This window comes from Pedobacter sp. GQ55 (genome assembly GCF_059758925.1).
In genome coordinates this window covers 336,565-358,515 of sequence record NZ_JCAXEI010000004.1, presented here as the reverse complement: position 1 = coordinate 358,515, position 21,951 = coordinate 336,565, and the positions used below count along the sequence as shown (strand labels likewise).

Below are 21,951 nucleotides of genomic sequence, written 5' to 3'. Positions count from 1 at the left end.
TCTTTTAATTTATTTATGATCAGTTTTTTGACTGCCAATCGCCTGAAAAGCGATAGCGTAATTTTTCATCTGTTTTATCATTGACAGTAAACCGTTAGAACGGGTCTGTGCCAAATGGGTCATCATGCCGATCTCTCTTATAAAATCCAATCGGGCGTCAATAATTTCAGTAGGGGTATGGCCAGATAATACCTTTATAAGCATACTGATCAAACCTTTTACAATTACAGCATCACTATCAGCCTTAAAAAATACACGGCCCTCATTATAGGAAGCCACCAGCCATACGGTACTCTGGCATCCTTTTATTTTGTTTTCGTCAAGCTTATGCTCATCCTCAAGAACAGGCAACTTTTTGCCCATATCAATAATGTACTCGTACTTGTCTTCCCATGAATCAAACAATGCAAAGTCCTCAATTATCTCTTTTTCTATTTCATATATCGGCTTAATATTCATTATGAAAGCATTTTTATGGTTTTATGTAAACCTGTAACTAGTGCATCTATTTCTTCTTTTTGGTTGTAAAGGGCAAAGGAAGCTCTTATGGTGCCAGGAATGCCAAAGCGCGCCATTAACGGCTGTGTGCAATGATGCCCTGTTCTCACTGCAATTCCTTGATTGTCGAGTAAAACGCCAACATCCTGAGGGTGTACATCTTTAATGATAAAAGAGATCAGGCTTACCTTTTCTTTGGCATTACCAATAATAGTAAGACCCGGAATGGCTTGGAGCTGAGTTGTAGCATAAGCAAGTAATTCTTCTTCATGAGCTCTTATCGCGGGTTTTCCGGTTTCTTTAATAAAGTTGAGTGCTGCTTTTAATGCAATGGTATCGGCTATGTTTGGCGTACCTGCTTCATATTTGTAGGGCAGATCATTATAGGTAGTTTTTTCGAAGGTAACTTCCTTGATCATCTCACCACCACCTTGAAAAACAGGCATGCTTTCGAGCAACTCTTTCTTGCCGTAAAGCACACCAACACCTGTTGGCCCATATACTTTATGACCAGAGAAAGCGAAAAAATCGCAATCCATTTCCTGTACATTGATATCAAGATGTACAGCAGACTGTGCACCATCTATCAATACTTTTGCACCAACCTGATGTGCTGCTTCAATGATCTCTTTAATCGGGTTAACTGTACCTAATGAGTTTGAAACATGAACAATAGAAACCAACTTGGTTTTGCCGTTAAGCAAAGCTTTGTAGGCATCCATTACAAGCTCGCCATTATCGTTAACAGGAATAACTTTTAAAACAGCACCTTTTTCTTCGCAAAGTATTTGCCATGGAACGATGTTAGAATGGTGCTCCATTCCAGAAATAATGATCTCATCGCCCATTCCTATGTTTTGTCGGCCCCAGGTATATGCAACCAGGTTAATCCCTTCTGTAGTGCCTCTGGTAAAGATGATTTCTTCTTCGGATGGTGCACCTATAAACTCTTGTGCAGTGCGACGGGTAGCCTCATAGGCCATCGTGGCTTCTTCGGCCAGGGTGTGGATCCCTCTGTGTATATTGGCATTGTAATGCGTGTAATAATGCGTAAGCGCATCAATAACCACTTGCGGTTTTTGAGAAGTGGCAGCGTTGTCAAAATACACCAAAGGTTTGCCCTTAACCATGCGTTTAAGTATTGGGAACTGCCGTCTGAGATCTAAAATGGCCATGTTATTGAATTGCTAAATGTTCATAGATAAGTTTAGATACGTAAGAACGCAAAGGCTCCGGCTTGATCTGGTCAACGATATCAGCTGCAAAAGCTTGTAGTAAAAGCACTTCGGCACTTTCTTTTGGAATGCCCCTTGCCCTCAGATAAAACATTGCTTCTTCGTCTAGCTGACCTATGGTACAACCATGTGAGCATTTAACATCATCTGCAAAAATCTCTAGCTGCGGTTTTGTATTTATGGTTGCATTCTCTGATAGCAGGATGTTCTTATTGCTCTGGTAAGCATTGGTTTTTTGTGCATCTGGCTGAACCATAATACGACCATTAAAAACAGCTGTAGAGGTATCATCGGCAATTCCTTTATATAATTGATTGCTAAAGCAATTTGGTTTTAAATTGTCTATCAGCGTATGGTTATCAGCATGGCTTTTGCCTTTTAACAGGTACAAACCATAAAGATGGGTTTCATTACCAGCGGCATCAAGCACCAGATTCATATTGTTACGTACTATGCCTCCATTTAGTGTAACGGTTACCGTGTGCACATAACTTCGTCCAATTTGTCTGATATGAGTACTGCTTACCTGACTGGCATTTGCGGTATCATTTTGAATCTTATAATACTCTACATAAGCATTTTCTTTAACCACTACTTCCATTACCTGGTTGTTAAAACTGTCTGACCCACCAAGAGTGGTATAGCTTTCGGTTATTTGTAGTCTGCTATTTTCATCAGCCAAGACCAGACTTCTCGGCTGTGCAAGGGCTGGATTTTGCCTGGCATCTAAAATATGATAGCAATAAACAGGATGCTCTGGTTCTTTGCCCTTTAGGACATGAACAAAAACACCACCATTGATAAAAGAAGTATTTAAGGCATGAATGCCATCGTTTAAGTAATTACTGCTTTGGTTTAAGTGCGCGGCGACTATTTCTTTATATTCGCCCTTAGCAGCTTCCTCAAGTGGCAATACGATAAGATCTGTAGTGCCCGAACGGATGGTAGAAAGGTCGGCTATAAAGCATCCGTTTACAAACACTAGCTCATTTGCTTGTTTGTATCCCGGTAGTCTGACAGCGTCCACATCCGCGAAAGTAATTGTGGAGTTTTCTGCTATTTGATATTCTTTGTCGAACAGACTACTTACGTTTGTATATTTCCAGTCTTCATCGCGATATGTTGGAACGCCGTCTTTAGTGAATGCATCAAATCCATTCTGCCTCATATCGGCAATTGTACCTTTCGGATTTGCATCCTGCAGCTGTTCAAACTGATCTTTAAAATAAGTTATATTGTTCATTGTAAAGTCTTTTAAATGGACTGCTATTGATTGGCAGCTAAATCAACATCATCGGTAATGAAGTCGTATCCTTTTTCTTCCAGTTCAAGCGCCAGTTCTTTAGTGCCTGATTTAACAATGCGGCCATTGTAAAGCACATGAACATAATCAGGCTGAATATAATCAAGCAAACGCTGATAGTGGGTGATCAGCAATATTGCACGATCGGGGCTCCTGAGCTTGTTGATGCCATTTGCAACTATACGAAGTGCATCAATGTCAAGGCCTGAATCAGTCTCGTCCATGATCGCGAGTTTAGGTTCAAGCATAGCCATTTGGAAAACCTCGTTACGTTTTTTCTCTCCACCAGAGAAACCTTCGTTGATAGAACGACTCAATAAACGCTGATCAATTTCAACCAAAGCCATCTTTTCTTTCATCATCTTTAAAAAGGCAACGGCATCAAGAGGTTCCTGACCAAGGTATTTGCGCTTTTCATTTACAGCAGCTTTTATAAAGTTGGTGGTACTTACACCTGGTATTTCTACTGGATATTGAAAGGCAAGGAACAGACCTTCGCGAGCCCTGTCCTCGGTTGATAGTTCCAACAGATTTTTGCCTAAAAAAGAAACGGCACCTTCTGTAACTTCATATTCTTCTCTGCCGGCAAGTACAGAGGCAAGGGTGCTTTTTCCGGAGCCATTTGGCCCCATAATCGCGTGTACTTCCCCTGGTTTAATATCGAGGTTAATTCCTTTTAAAATTTCTCTTCCGTCGATGTTTGCGTGTATATTCTTTACTGATAGCATAATTCTTATAATTTTTTTAACCTACACTGCCTTCCATACTGATGGCTAGTAGTTTCTGTGCTTCAACGGCAAATTCCATTGGCAACTGATTCATTACTTCTTTGGCAAAGCCATTTACAATAAGGGCCACTGCAGTTTCTGCATCAATGCCTCTCTGTTTGCAATAAAAGAGCTGATCTTCTCCAATTTTTGAAGTAGTTGCTTCATGCTCTACAATTGCGGTTTTATTTTTAACTTCTATGTAAGGGAAGGTATGTGCCCCGCATTTATCGCCCAACAACAAAGAATCGCATTGCGAATAATTACGTGCGTTAGTGGCCTGTTTGCTGGCTCTAACCAATCCTCTGTAACTGTTTTGACTATGTCCTGCAGAGATTCCTTTAGACACGATCCTGCTCCTTGTATTTTTACCAAGGTGAATCATTTTTGTACCTGTGTCTGCTTGTTGATGATTGTTTGTAAACGCAACCGAATAAAACTCACCAATAGAATGATCACCTTTTAGGATTACACTTGGATATTTCCAGGTAATTGCTGAACCTGTTTCAACCTGTGTCCAGGAGATTTTAGAATGATCGCCCTTACACATACCACGTTTCGTTACGAAGTTGTATATACCACCCATACCATTTTTGTCGCCCGGATACCAATTTTGTACAGTTGAGTATTTGATTTCTGCCTTTGTATGGGCTACAAGTTCTACTACCGCTGCGTGTAACTGATTTTCATCACGCATTGGCGCGGTACAACCTTCCAGATAGCTTACATAGCTTTCATCTTCGGCAATAATTAAAGTACGTTCAAACTGACCCGCATTTTCTGTATTGATGCGGAAATAAGTTGAAAGTTCCATTGGGCAACGAACTCCCTTAGGGATATAGCAGAACGAGCCATCGGTAAATACCGCAGAATTTAGTGCTGCGAAATAGTTATCCGTCATAGGTACTACCGATCCGAGGTATTTTTTTACCAATTCGGGATGCAGCTGTATGGCTTCGCTGATTGAGCAAAAAATAACGCCGATTTCTGAAAGTTGTTCTTTAAATGAGGTAGCTATAGAAACGCTATCCATTACCACATCTACAGCTACTCCTGTAAGTCGTTTTTGTTCGTTCAGAGATATCCCGAGTTTCTCAAATGTTGCCAGCAATTCCGGATCGGCCTCATCGAGGCTGTTCAGCTGTTTTTTAGGTTTAGGAGCCGCGTAATATATTATATCCTGATAATTGATTATAGGGTACTTAACATTTGACCATTTTGGTTCCTCTAGCTTTAACCAGTGGTTATAAGCTTTAAGTCGCCAATCCAGCATCCATTCCGGTTCGTTCTTTTTATTCGAGATCAGTCGGATGGTGTTTTCGCTAAGGCCCTTGGCAATTACGTCTGTATCTATGTCTGTTACAAATCCGTATTTGTATTCGGTTAATACGGCCTGTTCCAGAGTACCTGGTTTTTCTTTCATGATAGCCTATATTAATTTGTTGAAATATTAATATATATCAAAGATACGGGGTATTTACTATTTGTACAAAATAGTATAAACAGCGTAATGTAATAATTGACAAACAGATTTAGAATTATGACTTTACAAATTATTTGTAATTTTATCTTAACAACTGAGTCAAACAAATGGAATGAATTGCAAACTGGTACAGCCGCCTGATTATCTTAAAAGATATGTTCGCTACTTCTGGATTTTAGAGGGTGGAAGTAATAGCTGTGCACCTACAACATTTGTTGCACTCCCAGACGGTTGTCCGGGAATGATTTTTGGACAGGCAGAGGAGGGTACCTTTTCGAAATCTCATGATTACAAATTGCCGGAAGTGTTTTTATACGGCCAAACTACTAAACACACGGAAATTCGTGCGGTAGGAAAATTCAATACTATTGGGGTTTATTTTTATCCGGATGCAGTAAAATCTATATTTGGGTTTAGTGCAGTTGAAATTACAAATACTTGTTTAGATGTAGATCTGACATCAAAAAAGACGGATTACAACTTGTCAGAAAGACTTTTGAATGCCTCATCTCAGGCTCATCAAATAGAATTCATCTCTGGCTATCTGATTAATTTGATTACTAAAAACAGGAATGTTCCTGATGATTTAACACAGTATGCCGCATCTAAAATGATCAGTTCAAATGGTAACATTACCTTAAAAGAGTTACAGCAGGATTTAAGATTATCTGAAAGAACTTTTGAACGCCGGTTTAACCAGCATATTGGTATCAGTCCGAAACTGTTTTCCAGAGTATGTCGTTTTCAGGCATCTTTAAGTCAGCTTAGAAATAATAAATATAATATCCTTACAGACGTAGCTTTTGAAAATGGCTACGCAGATCAATCTCATTTTATCCGCTCTTTTAAAGAATTTACTGGATTTAGTCCGGAGCAATATCAAAAAAAATCAAATGAGCTTGTCGAGAATTTTCCTGAGCTCATTAAATAACCCATCTTTTATTTAACTAAATATTTAGTGTCGGTTTTGTTCTATTCATGGTTTTGCATAGCTCATAATTTTGGTAAAAAAAGAAATTATGATAGCGATAACAGGAGCAAACGGAAACCTTGGTAAAGCAACTATAGGTTTTCTATTAAAAAAGATTAAACCAGAGCAAATTGTGGCGATAGTAAGAGATCCAAAGAAAATTGAGGATCTAAAAGATTCAGGTATTCAAATTCGCATTGCCGATTATGATGATCTTGAATCGTTGAATGAAGCATTAAAGGGTGTTGATAAGCTATTGCAAATATCTGCAATAAGTATAGGCGTGCAGGGTGTTAAAGAGGAAGCTAATGTGGTTAAGGCTGCAAAACAGCAGGGCGTGCAGCACATTGTTTATACCGGTGCAGTAAAGCCAAAATTGGATGCGCACTTTATGGCGACCCAACAATGTTTGGCAACAGAAAAGGCTATTTTGGATTCAGGAATACCTCATACCTTTTTTGGCAATAGTCTGTATATGGAAACGATCCCAATATTTCTTGGCGAGGCACTGGAGCATGGTAATATTTACTATCCGGCAGGTAATGGAGCAGTAAGTTTTGTATTGCGTATGGATATTGCTGAGGCGCTAAGTAATGTACTTGCAAGCAATGGACATGAAAATAGGCGGTATGAAATAACCGGTTCAAAGGCTTATACCTTTAAAGACCTGGCGGCAATTTTAACAGCGGAAAAGGGGGTGGAAGTTTCTTATGTGAACATCCCTAATGTAGTTTTAGCAGAAGAACTGGATAAGTTTCAAATGCCTGATGATCAGATAGGCTGGCAGTTGAGTTTGGCGGATAGCATTAAAGCTGATGAGTTTTCTTACGTAGATGGTGCACTAGAGGATTTATTGAAGCGCAAACCATCTGAGCTTAAGGAATATCTAAGAAATCTTTAGTAATTTATGGAAAAGTTAAATCGTATGATCTCGTTAACAAATATAGTATTGGTGCTTGCGGGCACCACAACCGCACTGATGGCAGGATTGTTTTATGCCTGGTCTTGTTCAGTGAATCTGGGTTTGGCAAAGCTGTCGGATGAAGGGTATTTAACTGCAATGCAGGAAATTAACAGAGCGATATTAAATCCGGTATTCTTTGCCGGATTTTTTGGCGCATTGGTGCTATTGCCATTAAGCGCATATCTGCACTATGGTCAACCTGTTCAGCTTAAGTTCTGGTTATTGGTTGCTGCGGCTTTGTGCTACATTATAGGCACTTTTGGCGTTACTATTTTTGGTAATGTACCACTTAATAATGCATTGGATGCTTTTGACCTGAAATCAGCAACCGCGGAGACCATGAGGTTGCAAAGGAGTGGTTTCGAGGCCACATGGAACTCGTTAAATACCATCAGGGCAATTGCCGCTACTATGGCCATTGTGTTGGTAATAATTGCTTGTTTGTACCCTGAGGGGGCGCAAACAAGCAATTAATAATGAGAGTTGTTATATCGTTTTTGGTGTGTATACTTTGATTACGCCATCGTTTTCACTACTCACTACCAATAAGCTTTTTTTGGTAGGGCTATTTTTTGCAGAGATAAATAGTACTCCTTCAGGAGCATCGCCACATTTTAAAAGTTGCAAGAAAACTGGCTTAACCGGATTAGTTACATCATATACTGCTACCGCATCGGCTCTTTCCATACCTACAAATGCAACTTTTTTGGATCCAACTGTTCCAATTGTTATTCCTTCGGGCTCAACACTTTTGTCGTCGCTTCTGCCATCATCATAAGTGGTGTTAGTGGCGCATTTAGCATCCAACTCGTTTTTGCTGTCGAAAATCTGACTTCCATTATTGCCGTTCCAAACACTAAACGAACGGGCTCCTAATGAATATAGTGCATCGAAAACTCCATCACCATTGGCATCTCCTAGGGTTGTTGTAATCTTAAGACGACCAAGTTTACCATCTTTTCTTAATTCGGCAGCATCTGGGAAAGTTGTAGGGTCAAGCACAATATCCTTTACGCTCTTTATTTCTGAGAAGGCATCGTAATCTCTTGCATCGCCTTCGTTGGCAGTAAATAAGTATGGAGTTCCATTTTGCTCAAGTACGGCAATAGCATCAGGCATATAAATACCTTTTACCGGCCATTTTGCAGGAGCAAAGCCACTGTCTTTATCGCTGGGATCTATTTCGTTACCATCAGCATTGTAATCTTTAAAACCCAGCGCGAATATATTAGTGATGGTTTTTGAAGCGATATCGATTTTAGCTATTGCATTGTTCTCCTGTAAAGTAACCCAGGCAGTTTTTGAATCGTCAGAAACTGTAATGTATTCGGGTTCTATATCATTTACGAAGTTTTTTCCAGGACCAAAGATTCTGAACCCTTTGGCTGTTAATGCAGCTTGTTGACCTATCATAGACGAGAAGTCGATGGTAGTTACCGCATAATTGTCATTAACGGATATTATTGAGATTGTACCTACCGGATCATTTGTATAGTCGGTATTAGGTTCTCCTTCATTAGCAGTTAAAATGTATTTTCCATCCGGAGAAAAAGTAACCATATCTGGCAAAGCCCCTACATTTATTTCACTGATTTTACTGTGATCGCTTGTTTTAAAGACAACAACCTTGCCGTTTGCTTGTTTATTATTAGCCTGGATAGCTGCAGCTAGTTTGCCGTCGTACACTGCAACACTGTTAACTGCACCTCCATAAGGGGTAACACTTATAAAACCAGTGGCTTTCATGTTTGATGGATTTGCAAAATCAACAACCTCAATTCGGTTAACCTGATTTGGCTCGCCTTCATTTTCATTTTTTACAACAAAAAGTTTGTTTGTTGCAGGGTCAAATGCAGAGATCTCAGCTGCGCCCAGTTCTCCGATATCAAGAGATCCAATCTCAGCATAAGTTGCCGGGTCTTCATTTAAAACAACCTCCTGGTCTGTTGATGGCTTCTCTTTTTTACAGCTGAGTAAAGCAATTACAAGGAAACTAAGTAGTAGCGTTCTTTTCATATATCGTATACGTTTAAGCAGCGAATGTATTGTTGGAAGATTACTATTATCTAAGTATAAGATTATGTTATTGTTAAAATAATTTTAGATGTTGTCCCTATTTGGTTATTCTGAAATGTCTTTGTTTTTAATTGCATTCTCTTCACGATATTTTTTTATATTTATGAAATTCCAACCAACCAAATTAAACTGTATGAAATTTAAAAACGCTCTTAAAATTGCTATTCCTATTTTTTCAGTGCTGTTAGTTGCAGCTGCGTTTTCTTTTACGCAAAAGGACAACGATCCCGTAGAAAAACTAGTTGCCTCACTGCAAAAATGGACAGAAACTCAACCACAAGAAAAGGTATACCTTCATACCGATAAACCCTATTACATGGTAGGCGATACCATTTGGTTTAAAGCCTATGTAACCATTGGTAGCAAACATCAGCTTTCGGCTCTTAGCGGTGCGGTATATGTTGACCTTTATAATGAGGCAGATTCACTTGCAAAATCATTAAAGCTACCACTTATTGCCGGAATGACTAAAGGTAGTTTTGTATTGCCTGACAGTAGCTCGCGTGATGGCAATTATCGGATAAGAGCCTACACACAATGGATGCGTAATTCGGATCCCGCATTTTTTTATGACAAGATACTTAGAGTTGGTAATTCAGTTGCAAACACTGTTTTCTGTAAAATTAACTATGAGTATAGTAAAGATGGATCGAAAGATGTTGTGACTGCTGTGTTAACCTATTCAAATGATAAGGGGGAGGTCTTAAGTAACCGGAAAGTCGATTATGCACTTTTGGAAAATGGCTATGAAAAGGTATTTAGTGGCAATAAGGAAACCGATAATTATGGGCAGCTAAAGATAAAATTACAGGGTGGTAAATCCGGTAAATTACAAGATAAGCACCTAACGGCCAAGCTTCAAACCAGAGAGAAGGAAATTGTTATTAAGGAATTTGCAATCAAAAGCATATCTACGCAAACTGACGTTCAGTTTTTCCCGGAAAGTGGTCCTTTAGTAAGTGGTGTTCGTACAAGGGTTGCATTTAAGGCAACGGGTACTGATGGATTAGGTGTTCCGGTTAAAGGAGTTATAATTGATAGCGATGGCAAAGAAGTAGAAACTTTTGAAGCAACACATCTAGGGATGGGGCAGTTTAGGTTAATGCCTGAAAAGGGTAAACTTTATCAGGCAAAAGTGACGTATCCTGATGGATCAGAAAAGTCTGTTAAGTTACCTTCTGTCCTGGAAAGTGGATATGTTCTTTCTGTTTATAACAACACTGAAACAGATACTGTTCTCGTGCGTGTTATAGCGAATCCTTCTGTACTTGAAAAGGGTAGCCAAACTGTTAGTTTGATCGCTCAATCGAGCGGTAGTGTAAGTTATGCAAGCAGTATGCCGATAAGTAAGGCGCAGACATCGCTCTCTATACCGGCAAAAGATTTACCATCAGGAATTACACAGTTTACGCTGTTTTCCTCTGCCGGAGCTCCGATGAATGAAAGGATCATTTTTATCCAGAACAATGATCAGATGGATGTTAAACTATCGACACCTAAAAAAGTTTATGCAGCAAAGGAAAAGGTTGAAATAGACGTAAGTGCTGCCGGTGCAAATGGGACTCCAATTTCCGGCAATTTCTCGGTATCTGTAGTTAGTGAAGACGCTGTTCCAGTTGATGAGGCTAAAGAAAATACTATATTTTCTCAAATATTGTTGAGCTCTGATATTAAGGGCTATATAGAGAAACCAAACTATTATTTTAATAAGCCTACTGAGGAAACCAAAGCAAATCTTGACCTTTTAATGCTTACGCAGGGTTACAGAAGGTTTGTATGGAAAGATATAACCGCGGGTAAGCCATTTCAACCTGCTTTTAAAGCGGAGAAATTAACCACTAATGTTACTGGAAGGTTATTAAGCTTGGGAGAGAAGCCCATTGCGGGCGGAAAGATAACACTGATAAATAATAAATTAGGGGTGGTAATTGATACAGTGACCAATGCAGAAGGGTATTATAAATTTAGTGATCTCTTAATTACTAATGAAATCAGCTTCACTGTGCAAGGCAGAAATGCAAAAGGTGGTAAAAATGTAGAAATAAAAGTTGATAAGATTCGTGAGCAAGATAGAACACCAAATATTAATGTTGGCGATCTGGATACTGATCTGGGTAAGTCATTGATGGCTTCTCTTGAGAATAGTAAAAAACAAGATGCTGAAATGGTGAGGAATGGACAAATGGGACGGGCTCAACAGCTTAATGAGGTTATAATTAGTGCGAAAAAGCGTAAAAGGCTATTTGGCTATGACCTTGTGTTAGATGGACACGCAGATTTTACTTACAGGCCGAGTAATGTGCAGGCATTTGGGACACTTTTGGAGTGGTTAAGAGCTACGGTCACCAATATTGAATTTAGATCGGCCGAGGCCGATTGCGGGCCCGTTACAATGCCATTTTCAAGAAATGAAAGGATGAAAGTATATCTTGATGGTAGACAAATTAATGATTGCGAGGTTCAGGATCTGTTTTATTTGGATCCATTGGATATTGATAGGGTAGATGTTGCTCGTACCAATGCTGCCATAATGAATATGACCGGAGGGCCTACCTTATTCTTAGCAACGAAAAGGGGGATTGGAGTATTGCGTTCGGGATACACTCCTGAAGTTGTAAGTTATGCGCCAAGAGGTTTTAACCCTGTAAAGGAATTTTATGCTCCGGTTTATGATAGTAACAGTCGTATAACAGATCTAAGAAGTACGGTGTATTGGAATCCTGGTGTTTTAGTCGGATCAAATGGTAAAGGAAAGATCAGCTTTTTTAATGCAGATACAAAGGGTGTTTACCGTGTAGTTATTGAAGGTATTAATGGAGATGGGTTATTAGGAAGACAGGTTTATAAATACGAAGTTAAATAATAAGTGTTATTTTTCTTGAATGGGTGTCCTCAATGGAGACGTCATAGTTGTCTTTGTATTTGATTGCACGTATTTAATCGTTCACTAAGGCAACTATGAAATTGAAACGCTCCATTTTCCTATTTTGTTCAATAGCATTTATTGGCATTGTGGCTTTTACAGGCCGAGATGAGGATCCTATTGAGAAGCTTTTAGCCTCTCTCCAAAGTTGGACAGAGAATAATCCTCAGGAAAAGGTTTACCTGCATACTGATAAGCCTTATTATATTGTTGGAGATACGATATGGTTTAAAACGTATGTGACTATTGGTAGCAAACATCAGCTATCAGCGCTTAGTGGGGCTGTTTATGTGGAGCTGATTAATGAAGGTGATTCTATTGCTCAGTCGCTTAAGTTGCCGCTTATGGCAGGTATGGCTAAAGGTAATATTGTTTTGTCCGATACCGTTTTACGTGAGGGAAACTATCGCTTAAGGGCTTATACCCAATGGATGCGCAATGCAGGTTCCGAATATTTCTATGATAAAACTTTTAGTGTAGGTAATTCTGCAGCAAATACTGTTTTTGCAAAAATAGATTATATCTACGCTAAGGATGGGGAGCAAACTAAAGTAATAGCATTGATAAAATATACCGATCAAAAGGGAGGTCCATATGCAGATAAAGCCGTTAGATACGAATTAAAAGAAGGTTATAAATCAATAGCCACCGGCGGAGGCAAAACAAATGAGTCGGGAGAACTAAGTGTAATCCTGCCGAGCTCTAAATCAGAAAAGGCCGGTAGCGCTTATATTTTGACTAGGATTACCATCGCTGATGGAGAAAATGTCCCTAAATCATTTCCTATTAAAAGAGCTTCGCAGCAAACAGATGTTCAATTTTTTCCTGAGGGGGGAAATCTTGTAAACGATATATGGACAAAGGTTGGAGTTAAAGCGGTTGGCGCTAATGGTTTAGGTGTACCTGTTCAAGGGGTGATAATTGATAATGAAAATAAAGAGGTTTCTAAGTTGGAAACGAAACATTTGGGTATGGGTTATTTTAATTTGAAATCGGAACAAGGCAAAACCTATCAGGCAAAAATAACTTATCCTGACGGATCAGTAAATACGTTAAAATTGCCTAATGCTGTTAATGAAGGTTATGCGCTTTCTGTGTATAATAATACAGGAGGAGATACCATTTTAGTAAGGATAGGGACCGGCAGTTCGATTTTGAAAAAAGGAGACCAGGTTGTTAGTTTGGTTGCGCTCTCAGAAGGTGATCTTCAATATGCTGTTGATATTCACATAAACAAGGCTGTTACCTCCATTCCAATTCCTTCAAATGGATTTTCATCTGGTATTCTACAATTTGCGCTCTTTTCTAAATCTGGCGATCCATTAAATGAAAGGATCGTTTTTGTACAAAAGAATGATCATATGGACTTAAAAGTTAACAGTTCCAAAAAAGAATACTCGATAAGAGAGAAAGTAGAAATAGAACTGAATGCTCAAGATGCTTCCGGGAATCCTTTAGTAGGGAATTTTTCGGTATCAGTAATTAATGAAGATGTAGTTCCTTCAGATGAAACGACTGAGAACTCTATATTCTCTCAACTGTTGTTGAGCTCTGATATAAAAGGCTATATAGAGAAACCTAATTATTATTTTCATAACCCAACAGATGAAACAAGAGCTAATCTTGATATTTTAATGCTTACCCAGGGATATAGAAGGTTTGTTTGGAAAGACCTGATTTCTAACAAACAGGTGCCGCTAGTTTATAAAGCTGAAAAGCTGGTAACAAACATTACCGGAAAGTTAATGACATTGAACAATAAACCGGTCGCTGATGGTAAGATTACACTAATTAATAACAAGCTAGGCTTGGTCTTAGACACTATTTCTGACGGCAAAGGGAAATTTAAGTTTAGCAATCTTCTTATTACCGAAGGAATTGATTTTACAATCCAGGGTAGGACAGCAAAAAATGGTAAGAGATTAGAAATACAAATTGATAAGTTCGTTGAACAAGATGCCACCCCTAATATAAATATTGGCGACATCAATTCTGATATTCCTAAGGCGCTTATGGCGTCTATTGAAAATAGTGTAAAGCAAGATTTAGACATGCAAAAACATGGTAGAACGGGGCGTGGTCAGCATTTGAAAGAAGTTCGGATTCAGGCGAGTAAATTACCTAAATTTGGTAATACCATACATGAAAACCAGGCTGATCAAGTTTTTAGACCAGATTCCAGGCAAAACTGCGGAACGTTTAAAGACTGTTTGGAGAAAATGAACAACAACAAAAGTGTGCGTTTTGATCAGATCATGTCGGTAGATTGTGGACCTATGTGGGTAGCACGTACCTTATCGGGGGATGGGGTTTATGCTGTAACTATTGACGGATGGGTGCTTGAAAGTTGTGATTTTCAGGAGCTCCTATTAGGAGATGGATCAAATATCAGTAAGGTATATTTTGTATATGATAGTTATGCGATGAGGGCGAGGTTACTTGGCGGGAGGTTTGGATTAAAGCCTCCGCCAGTAATGGCAATTTATACTAAAAGTGGTAATTTTCGACAAAAATACGATCCGTCGGTAGTTTATTATGCTCCAAAAGGGTTTGCTTCTGTAAAGGAGTTTTATGTGCCTAAATATGATAATACTATTAATAGCCCTCTTGCAGATTTAAGAAGCACTATCTATTGGAACCCTGCAACAGTTACTGATAAGGAAGGTAAAGCCACGCTTAGTTATTTCAATTCTGATAACAAAGGAACTTACCGCGTAACCGTAGAAGGGATCAACGCAGATGGTTTACTTGGAAGACAGGTTTATCGTTATCAGGTTAAATAATTTCAATACCAGCATCCTTATATCGCTGTAGGCTACCTTCCTTTGGATCTATATCTGTTATGATGGTATTCAATTCATTTGTTGCGCAGATGTAGTAATTTTCAGCTGTATCCAATTTCTCAAAGGTTGAAAGCGCAATGATGTGTTTGGATGTTTCAATCATTGCTTTCTTCATCTGACAATCTTCGTAATTCAACCCTGTAACCCCAATGTTTAGGTCAATACTACAGATACCTAGAAAACAGATGTCGGCACGAACATTTTTAATGGCTTGTATAGCATCATGTCCCATTGTAGAAAATGACCATTTATTTAATCGTCCGCCTACAAAAATAACTTCTGCATTTGGATGGTCTTCAAGAATATTAGCTACAGGGAAATTATTGGTTACTACGGTAATATTAATTTCCTTAGGTAAATTGGTTGCAACAGCTAAAGCTGATGTTCCGGCATCGAATATGATTACCTGGCCATCTTTAATGAATTTCAAAGCTTTGGCTGCAAATATTTCTTTATGGCCAATGTCGTAATGTTCTCTTTCTCTATAATGTCTTTGAATAGGAGAGTGTAAGATTGCTCCTCCACGAACTGCTTTAAGCAAACCTTCATCGGATAATTCTTTAATATCTCTTCTTACCGTGTCTTCAGAAACATTTAATAGTTTACTTAAATCTCCTAAAAGAACTTTGCCTTCTTTAGTGATGTGATCTATTATATGCTGTAATCTTTCTGCCTTTATCATAATTTGTTTGCAATATTATGCAATATTAAGAAAATTAAATTGCAATATGTTGCAAAATATTGTATTTTTGTTGCAACTTATTACAAGATATAAATAAATAGAATATGAAAAAAACAATAGCAATTGATATGGATGGTGTGCTCGCCGATACAGAGACCCATTTCATAAACTGGTATGAGAGAGATTATGGTGTTAAAGTTAATCGTGAAGACATGCTGGGAGTACTTGAATCGGAAGGGTTTCCTGATAAGACAGCTGTAAAAAGGTTTGTTTATACGCCTGGATTTTTCAGGACAATACCTGTAATGCCCGGAGCAATTGAGGCGGTAAAAGAACTCATGGAAACCTACGATGTATATGTTGTTTCAGCAGCAATGGAATTTCCTCAATGTTTATCTGAAAAGCAAGAATGGTTGCAAGAATACTTTCCATTTATTAGTTGGAAAAACATAGTTTTTTGTGGCGATAAAAGTATTATTAATACAGATTACATGATAGATGACCACTGCAAAAACCTTGATTATTTTAAGGGCAAAACGATTATGTTTACTGCAGCACATAATGTTTACAAAACACATCATCAAAGAGTTGATAACTGGAATGATGTAATGGACCTGTTCGGGAAAGAAGAAGTACCAGCATAATAAGCCTGTCGCAAACGTTTTCGATAATAAATGCAGTTTAGTATGCATTTAATCTTGTAAACAACGTATATATTTAGTTTTTATACCATCTATTACTGCAAAAGTAAATTACGGTATAAGGAAACTAAATATAATATGAGCCAAGGCAGTAAAATACACAGAATGACACAAACCATGCGGTGGTTTGGTCCTAAAGATCCGGTAAGCCTATCAGACATCAGGCAAGCTGGCTGCACAGGAGTTGTTAGTGCACTTCATCATATTCCAAATGGCGAAATTTGGACGGTTGAAGAGATCTTAAAACATAAAAATCTAATTGAAACAGCTGGTCTTGAGTGGAATGTGGTAGAAAGTGTACCCGTTCATGAATCTATAAAAACTCAGGATAGGGGCTTTGAAAATTATATTTCCAATTATAAAACTTCCTTAAAGAATCTGGCTTCTTGTGGTATATCGGTTGTTACCTACAATTTTATGCCTGTGCTGGATTGGACAAGAACCAATCTTGCATTTGAACTTGAAAATGGCGCTAAAGCTTTAAAATTCGAAAAAGCAGCACTTGTGGCATTTGATGTATATATGCTGAACAGGCCAAATGCAGTTAATGATTACACCTATCAGGAACTTGAAAAGGGTAGACTCCGTTTTGAGCAAATGTCTGCCGAGGAACGCTTAGGGTTGCAAAGAAATATTATTGCAGGCTTGCCTGGAAGTGAGGAGAGTTTTACCTTAAAACAGTTTCAGGATGCTTTAGATAAGTATAAAGGAATTGATGAAGGCGGACTTTCTCAAAACCTTATTCATTTTCTTTCAGAAATTGTTCCGGTTGCTGATGCTGCAGGAATAAAACTCGCTATTCACCCTGATGATCCGCCTTATCCTATTTTTGGTTTGCCAAGAGTTGTTAGTACGGCCAAGCAGGTTCAGAAATTGTTTACTGCTGTTCCTTCATTAAATAACGGACTTTGCTTCTGTACAGGTTCTTTCGGTGTAAGAGCTGATAATAACCTGCCTGAAATGGTAGATGTATTCGGAGAAAGAATTCATTTTATTCATTTAAGGAGTACAAAAAGAAATGAAGCGGGTGATTTTTACGAGGACAACCATTTGGAAGGCGATGTAGATATGTATAATGTGGTAAAACAAATCATCTTGATACAACAGAAAAGACAGGTTAGCATTCCAATGCGACCTGATCATGGTCACCAGATGCTTGATGACCTCAAGAAAAAAACTAACCCAGGTTATTCTGCTATCGGCAGATTAAAAGGCCTGGCTGAATTGAGAGGATTAGAGTTCGGAATAATAAACCAGTTTTTAGATAAATAACATGATAGAAGGAGCAGTAATACCTGAAGATTTTTTGTTGAGCAGCAAGAAAGCGAAAATACTTTTTAATGATTATGCAAAAAACCTACCTATAATTGATTATCATAATCACCTGCCACCGCAGGAAATAGCAGAGAATAAGAAGTTTGCTAATCTGACTGAGATCTGGCTGAAAGGTGATCACTATAAATGGAGAGGCATGCGTGCATTGGGTGTTAGCGAAGAGCTGATTACAGGAAGTGCTGCAGATCAGGATAAATTTATGGCCTGGGCCAGGGTGGTGCCTGCAACAGTTAGAAATCCCCTGTTTCACTGGACGCATATGGAACTTAAAAATCCTTTTGGTATCAATTCTTTTCTAAATGCTGATTCCGGAAAGAGAATTTATGAAGACTGTAATGCGTTGCTTGCAAAAGATGAGTTTTCTACACAAGGATTGTTAAACCATTTTAAAGTGGAAATGGTTGGTACAACAGATGATCCTTGCGATGATCTTAAATATCATAAACAATTAGGTGAGAGTGGTTTTTCAGTAAAAGTAAAACCTTCATTCAGGCCAGATAAAGCTTTATTGATTGATAAGACAGTTCAATTTAAGGATTACGTAAAACAGCTTTCTGCTGTTTCAGGAATTGTTATAACAGATATTGAGGGATTGCTGGCGGCTTTAAGACAGCGTATTGATTATTTTGCTGCGCATAATTGCAGCGTTTCTGACCATGGATTAGCTACTTTGCCTGCAACATATGACTTAACTGACGGGGAGAAAAAGGAATTTATCAGTTTCTTAAAAACCGATGGCGCTGTGTTTTCTAATCCTGATGCTTTTGCCGGTTATGTTTTAACGGAATTGAGCAAACTGTATCATGAAAAGGACTGGGTGCAACAGTTTCACTTGGGCGCAATTAGAAATAACAACCTCGGAATGTTCAATAAATTAGGCGCTGATACGGGGTATGACTCTATAGGCGACTTTAGACATGCTGAAAGATTATCGGGATTTTTAGGCAATCTGAGCGTAACTGATCAGCTTACTAAAACCATTATTTATAATCTAAATCCAGCGGATAATGAGGTTTTTGCAGCTATGACTGGTAATTTTGCCGATGGAAGGATGAAAGGTAAAATGCAATTCGGTTCTGGCTGGTGGTTTCTGGATCAGAAAGATGGCATGGAAAAACAATTGAACGCATTATCTAATATGGGGATGGTGAGCAATTTTGTAGGTATGCTTACTGACTCACGTAGCTTCCTTTCTTATTCACGACATGAATACTTCAGACGAATATTGTGTAACCTGTTTGGAGCAGAAATGGAGAATGGAATATTACCTAATGATGAGAAGTGGATCGGGCAAATCATCAGTGATATCTGCTATTACAACGCTAAAGAATATTTTAAATTAGGCTAGGGATATCCCTAGCCTAATAAAAATACAGTCATACTTTTAGGCCCGTGGGCTCCAAGTACTAAAGATTGTTCAATATCTGCAGTTTTTGATGGACCTGCAATAAAGGATCCGAATCCATATTCTGCATCACCTATTTTACTATAGGCATCGTGCATGGTAGCAACAATGTCGGCTTTGTTTACCACAACAGCTAATTGCTGACAAATAAAGGGGACAACCCTTTGTTGCATCAGATCTTCAGTAATCCATAGCGCTGCGTTTTCGGCAACACCCAAATGAGCCTTAATTACAGCCAGATCAACATCTTCATAGCTATGGGGATCTTTATTCTCCCATCCTGATTCTGTTACAGAGGCAAGTTCAGGTAAAGTAGATATGAGTCTTTTTTTATCTTTAAATTCCTGTTGAATGTATTGTATGATTTCTTCAAAATTTGAAACTTCAACTATTGCGCCACCTATGGTAGTTAATACCGTTTTAAATTGCGTTATGCTTTCCATCCCACCTGGTACAGTAGTAAGGTCTGCCGGTAAAGGCCTGGCACCTGGCTGATTGGTTTTTATTTTAGCCAGTATTTCTTCTCTGCTAGTCATTTTTATTGTTTTGTTTATACCATTCTCCAAATGATTGTTTTGGAGACTCAGGCATTTCTCTGTGTTTATACCAAAGATTAAGTTTGTTGTTTACGGTGAAGGGGGCATGTTTTAAAACCCAGCGACCTGCTTTTCCGGCGATTTTATATATTGATGGATTTGATAATGTAAAATCCATTGCTTTCATGGCCATTGCCTTTTTTGGATCTGCGTAGCCTTCTTTAACAATTACCTGACGCCATTTATAAAGCTGTTCATGAATGTTTATTTTTACCGGACACACATTGCTGCACGATCCACAAAGGGTGGAAGCGAATGGAAGATCGGCATAGTTTTTCATGTCCAGGTTTGGAGCCAATATGGAGCCAATAGGCCCTGCGATTGCCGTGTGATAACTATGTCCGCCGCTTCTGCGATAAACAGGACAGGTATTCATACATGCTGCACAGCGGATACACTTAAGTGAATTGCGGAAGTCTTCTCTGCCGAGTTGTGTAGTCCTGCCATTGTCTACCAAAACGATATGCATGGTTTGCCCTGGTCTTGGCCTTTTAAAATGACTAGAGTAGGTGGTAATGGGTTGTCCGGTGGCACTTCTGGTAAGTATCCTTAGAAATACAGAAAGATGCTTACGTAAGGGTACTATTTTCTCAATTCCCATGCAAGCAATATGCACATCGGCAAGATGTGCACCCATATCGGCATTTCCTTCATTCGTGCATACAACAAACTCGCCGGTTTCAGCTATTGCAAAATTTACTCCGGTGATAGCAGCCTTTCTGGTAATAAACTTTTCACGTAAATGATCCCTTGCTGCGGCAGTCAAAAATACCGGATCAGAAGCACCTTCGGGTGTGCCAAGATGCTTGTGGAACAAATCTCCTATCTCTTCCTTTTTCTTATGAATACAAGGAAGTACGATGTGGCTAGGTGGCTCTTCAGCTAATTGTACAATACGTTCTCCTAAGTCAGTATCTATAACCTCTATGTCGTTTTTTTGGAGATAATCATTTAGATGGCATTCCTCGGTAAGCATTGATTTACTTTTAACAATGCGGTTTACACCGCTTTCCTTTAAAATGGAATGCACTATTTTATTGTGTTCTTCGCCATTGGCAGCCCAGTGAACTTTTATGCCGTTCTTTTCAGCATTGGCCTCAAACTGCAAAAGATAATCATGTAAGTTTGATAGCACATTGTCTTTTATTTGTGATGCGGTTTCGCGCAAGGTTTCCCATTCGGGTAGGCTATTTGCAGCCTTATCCCGCTTGGCCCTCACAAACCAAAGCGTTTCATCATGCCAGTCTACACGCGCTTCATCTTTATTAAAGATGTCGGATAATTGAGCGTGATCTTTTGCTCCTGTACTCATTTTATTATTGCTGGTTGTAGGTTTAAAATTCCTGTGCGTTTAATATCTCGGCAATGTGTATTACTTTAACATTGCTGTTTTGTCTGCGTAAAATACCTTCCATATGCATCAGGCAAGACATGTCTGCTGCGGTAATATATTCGGCACCACCGTTAAGATGGTCCGCAACCCTGTCTTTACCCATTTTTACAGATACGGCTTCTTCTGCAACACAAAAAGTACCACCAAAACCACAGCACTCATCGGGACGCTGCAGATTAATGAGTTCCAGACCTTCAACCATATTTAGCAGGTGCAGTGGTTTAGAGAAAGGCGCCTCAACAAGTTCACTCATTTGCGCAAGCATTAATCCACGTTGCCCATGGCAACTTTGGTGTACACCAACTTTATGAGGGAAGCTTGCAGTCAATTTCTCAACTTTAAGTACATCTGTAAGGAACTCGGTTAATTCATAGATCTTTTTTCTGATTCCAAGGGCCTTATCTTCGGCTTTATCAGCATGAAGATGATCCTTAATATGGAGTACACAGCTCCCGGAAGGGGATACCACGTAATCAAATTCAGAAAAGTTTTCTATAAATAAATCATTGCACCCTTGTGTGAGATGTTCAAAGCCCGAATTGGCCATAGGCTGACCGCAACAGGTTTGCTTTGTGGGATAAACCACGTCAACTCCTAGTTTCTTCAGTAAAGTTAAGGTTGCAATAGCGGCGTTTGGGTAGAACTGGTCAATATAACACGGAATAAAAAGTCCAACAGTCATGGCTAAAAGTATCTGATCTTATTTGGTTTAGGTTGTGCGTTCAAGCAAATATACAGTGCTCAGCGGTAAATATAATGTTATTAAGATTATTATGC

General features: G+C 38.8%; 18 protein-coding genes. 8 read left to right on the top strand and 10 right to left on the bottom strand.

What is annotated here, in order from left to right:
* Positions 1 to 9: 9 nt before the first annotated feature.
* Genes AC6CH7_RS14190 through sufB form a run of 5 tightly spaced genes read right to left on the bottom strand, consistent with a single transcriptional unit; the run spans position 10 to position 5,226 of the window.
* A complete protein-coding gene (locus AC6CH7_RS14190; protein ID WP_498263370.1) occupies positions 10 to 459 on the bottom strand; it encodes a SufE family protein in 450 nt (149 codons plus the stop codon).
* Positions 459 to 1,673, bottom strand: a complete 1,215-nt coding sequence (locus tag AC6CH7_RS14185; protein ID WP_498263369.1) for a SufS family cysteine desulfurase — start codon at positions 1,671 to 1,673, stop codon at positions 459 to 461. Before AC6CH7_RS14185 ends, AC6CH7_RS14190 begins: the two co-directional genes overlap by 1 nt.
* Before the next feature lies 1 nt (position 1,674).
* Positions 1,675 to 2,976: a Fe-S cluster assembly protein SufD gene (sufD, locus tag AC6CH7_RS14180; RefSeq protein WP_498263368.1), complete on the bottom strand. Its 1,302-nt coding sequence runs from the start codon at positions 2,974 to 2,976 to the stop codon at positions 1,675 to 1,677.
* Positions 2,977 to 2,999: 23 nt separating this feature from the next.
* Entirely contained in the window at positions 3,000 to 3,764 is a 765-nt protein-coding gene (gene sufC / locus AC6CH7_RS14175) for a Fe-S cluster assembly ATPase SufC (RefSeq protein WP_498263367.1), read from the bottom strand.
* Positions 3,765 to 3,780: 16 nt separating this feature from the next.
* Positions 3,781 to 5,226: a Fe-S cluster assembly protein SufB gene (gene sufB / locus AC6CH7_RS14170; protein ID WP_498263366.1), complete on the bottom strand. Its 1,446-nt coding sequence runs from the start codon at positions 5,224 to 5,226 to the stop codon at positions 3,781 to 3,783.
* 172 nt (positions 5,227 to 5,398) lie between these two features.
* Here sufB and AC6CH7_RS14165 point away from each other — a divergent pair, with 172 nt between their 5' ends.
* From AC6CH7_RS14165 to AC6CH7_RS14155, 3 genes are all read left to right on the top strand, one after another.
* Positions 5,399 to 6,217, top strand: a complete 819-nt coding sequence (locus AC6CH7_RS14165; RefSeq protein WP_498263365.1) for a DUF6597 domain-containing transcriptional factor — start codon at positions 5,399 to 5,401, stop codon at positions 6,215 to 6,217.
* Between the two features lie 88 nt (positions 6,218 to 6,305).
* Positions 6,306 to 7,157 (top strand): SDR family oxidoreductase, encoded by an 852-nt coding sequence (locus AC6CH7_RS14160; RefSeq protein ID WP_498263364.1) that lies wholly within the window; start codon positions 6,306 to 6,308, stop codon positions 7,155 to 7,157.
* Positions 7,158 to 7,163: 6 nt separating this feature from the next.
* Positions 7,164 to 7,694, top strand: a complete 531-nt coding sequence (locus AC6CH7_RS14155) for an anthrone oxygenase family protein (protein WP_498263363.1) — start codon at positions 7,164 to 7,166, stop codon at positions 7,692 to 7,694.
* A gap of 12 nt (positions 7,695 to 7,706) precedes the next feature.
* On the opposite strand, the gene AC6CH7_RS14150 is transcribed toward AC6CH7_RS14155, so the two are convergent.
* Positions 7,707 to 9,236: a choice-of-anchor I family protein gene (locus AC6CH7_RS14150; protein WP_498263362.1), complete on the bottom strand. Its 1,530-nt coding sequence runs from the start codon at positions 9,234 to 9,236 to the stop codon at positions 7,707 to 7,709.
* Positions 9,237 to 9,429: 193 nt separating this feature from the next.
* Between AC6CH7_RS14150 and AC6CH7_RS14145 the strand changes: the two genes are divergently transcribed.
* Positions 9,430 to 12,159, top strand: a complete 2,730-nt coding sequence (locus tag AC6CH7_RS14145; RefSeq protein WP_498263361.1) for a carboxypeptidase-like regulatory domain-containing protein — start codon at positions 9,430 to 9,432, stop codon at positions 12,157 to 12,159.
* 95 nt (positions 12,160 to 12,254) lie between these two features.
* Positions 12,255 to 15,002, top strand: coding sequence for a carboxypeptidase-like regulatory domain-containing protein (locus AC6CH7_RS14140; protein WP_498263360.1), 2,748 nt, complete (start codon positions 12,255 to 12,257; stop codon positions 15,000 to 15,002).
* Here the strand turns inward: AC6CH7_RS14140 and AC6CH7_RS14135 are convergent.
* Positions 14,995 to 15,744: a DeoR/GlpR family DNA-binding transcription regulator gene (locus AC6CH7_RS14135; protein ID WP_498263359.1), complete on the bottom strand. Its 750-nt coding sequence runs from the start codon at positions 15,742 to 15,744 to the stop codon at positions 14,995 to 14,997. The genes AC6CH7_RS14140 and AC6CH7_RS14135 overlap by 8 nt on opposite strands.
* A 104-nt stretch (positions 15,745 to 15,848) precedes the next feature.
* Here AC6CH7_RS14135 and AC6CH7_RS14130 point away from each other — a divergent pair, with 104 nt between their 5' ends.
* The 3 genes from AC6CH7_RS14130 to uxaC all read left to right on the top strand — a co-directional run bounded on the left by AC6CH7_RS14130 (position 15,849) and on the right by uxaC (position 19,128).
* Entirely contained in the window at positions 15,849 to 16,388 is a 540-nt protein-coding gene (locus AC6CH7_RS14130) for a 5' nucleotidase, NT5C type (RefSeq protein WP_498263358.1), read from the top strand.
* Between the two features lie 135 nt (positions 16,389 to 16,523).
* Positions 16,524 to 17,717, top strand: a complete 1,194-nt coding sequence (uxuA, locus tag AC6CH7_RS14125; protein WP_498263357.1) for a mannonate dehydratase — start codon at positions 16,524 to 16,526, stop codon at positions 17,715 to 17,717.
* Between the two features lies 1 nt (position 17,718).
* Positions 17,719 to 19,128 (top strand): glucuronate isomerase, encoded by a 1,410-nt coding sequence (gene uxaC / locus AC6CH7_RS14120; protein WP_498263356.1) that lies wholly within the window; start codon positions 17,719 to 17,721, stop codon positions 19,126 to 19,128.
* A gap of 8 nt (positions 19,129 to 19,136) precedes the next feature.
* Here uxaC and AC6CH7_RS14115 read toward each other — a convergent pair whose 3' ends face one another.
* From AC6CH7_RS14115 to AC6CH7_RS14105, 3 genes are read right to left on the bottom strand one after another with little or no spacing between them, the layout of a single operon-like run.
* Complete coding sequence (locus tag AC6CH7_RS14115) at positions 19,137 to 19,721, bottom strand: LutC/YkgG family protein (protein WP_498263355.1); 585 nt, start codon at positions 19,719 to 19,721, stop codon at positions 19,137 to 19,139.
* Positions 19,714 to 21,093: a lactate utilization protein B gene (locus AC6CH7_RS14110; RefSeq protein WP_498263354.1), complete on the bottom strand. Its 1,380-nt coding sequence runs from the start codon at positions 21,091 to 21,093 to the stop codon at positions 19,714 to 19,716. The genes AC6CH7_RS14115 and AC6CH7_RS14110 overlap by 8 nt, the downstream gene beginning before the upstream one ends.
* 22 nt (positions 21,094 to 21,115) lie before the next feature.
* Entirely contained in the window at positions 21,116 to 21,856 is a 741-nt protein-coding gene (locus AC6CH7_RS14105; protein WP_498263353.1) for a (Fe-S)-binding protein, read from the bottom strand.
* Positions 21,857 to 21,951: the final 95 nt, after the last annotated feature.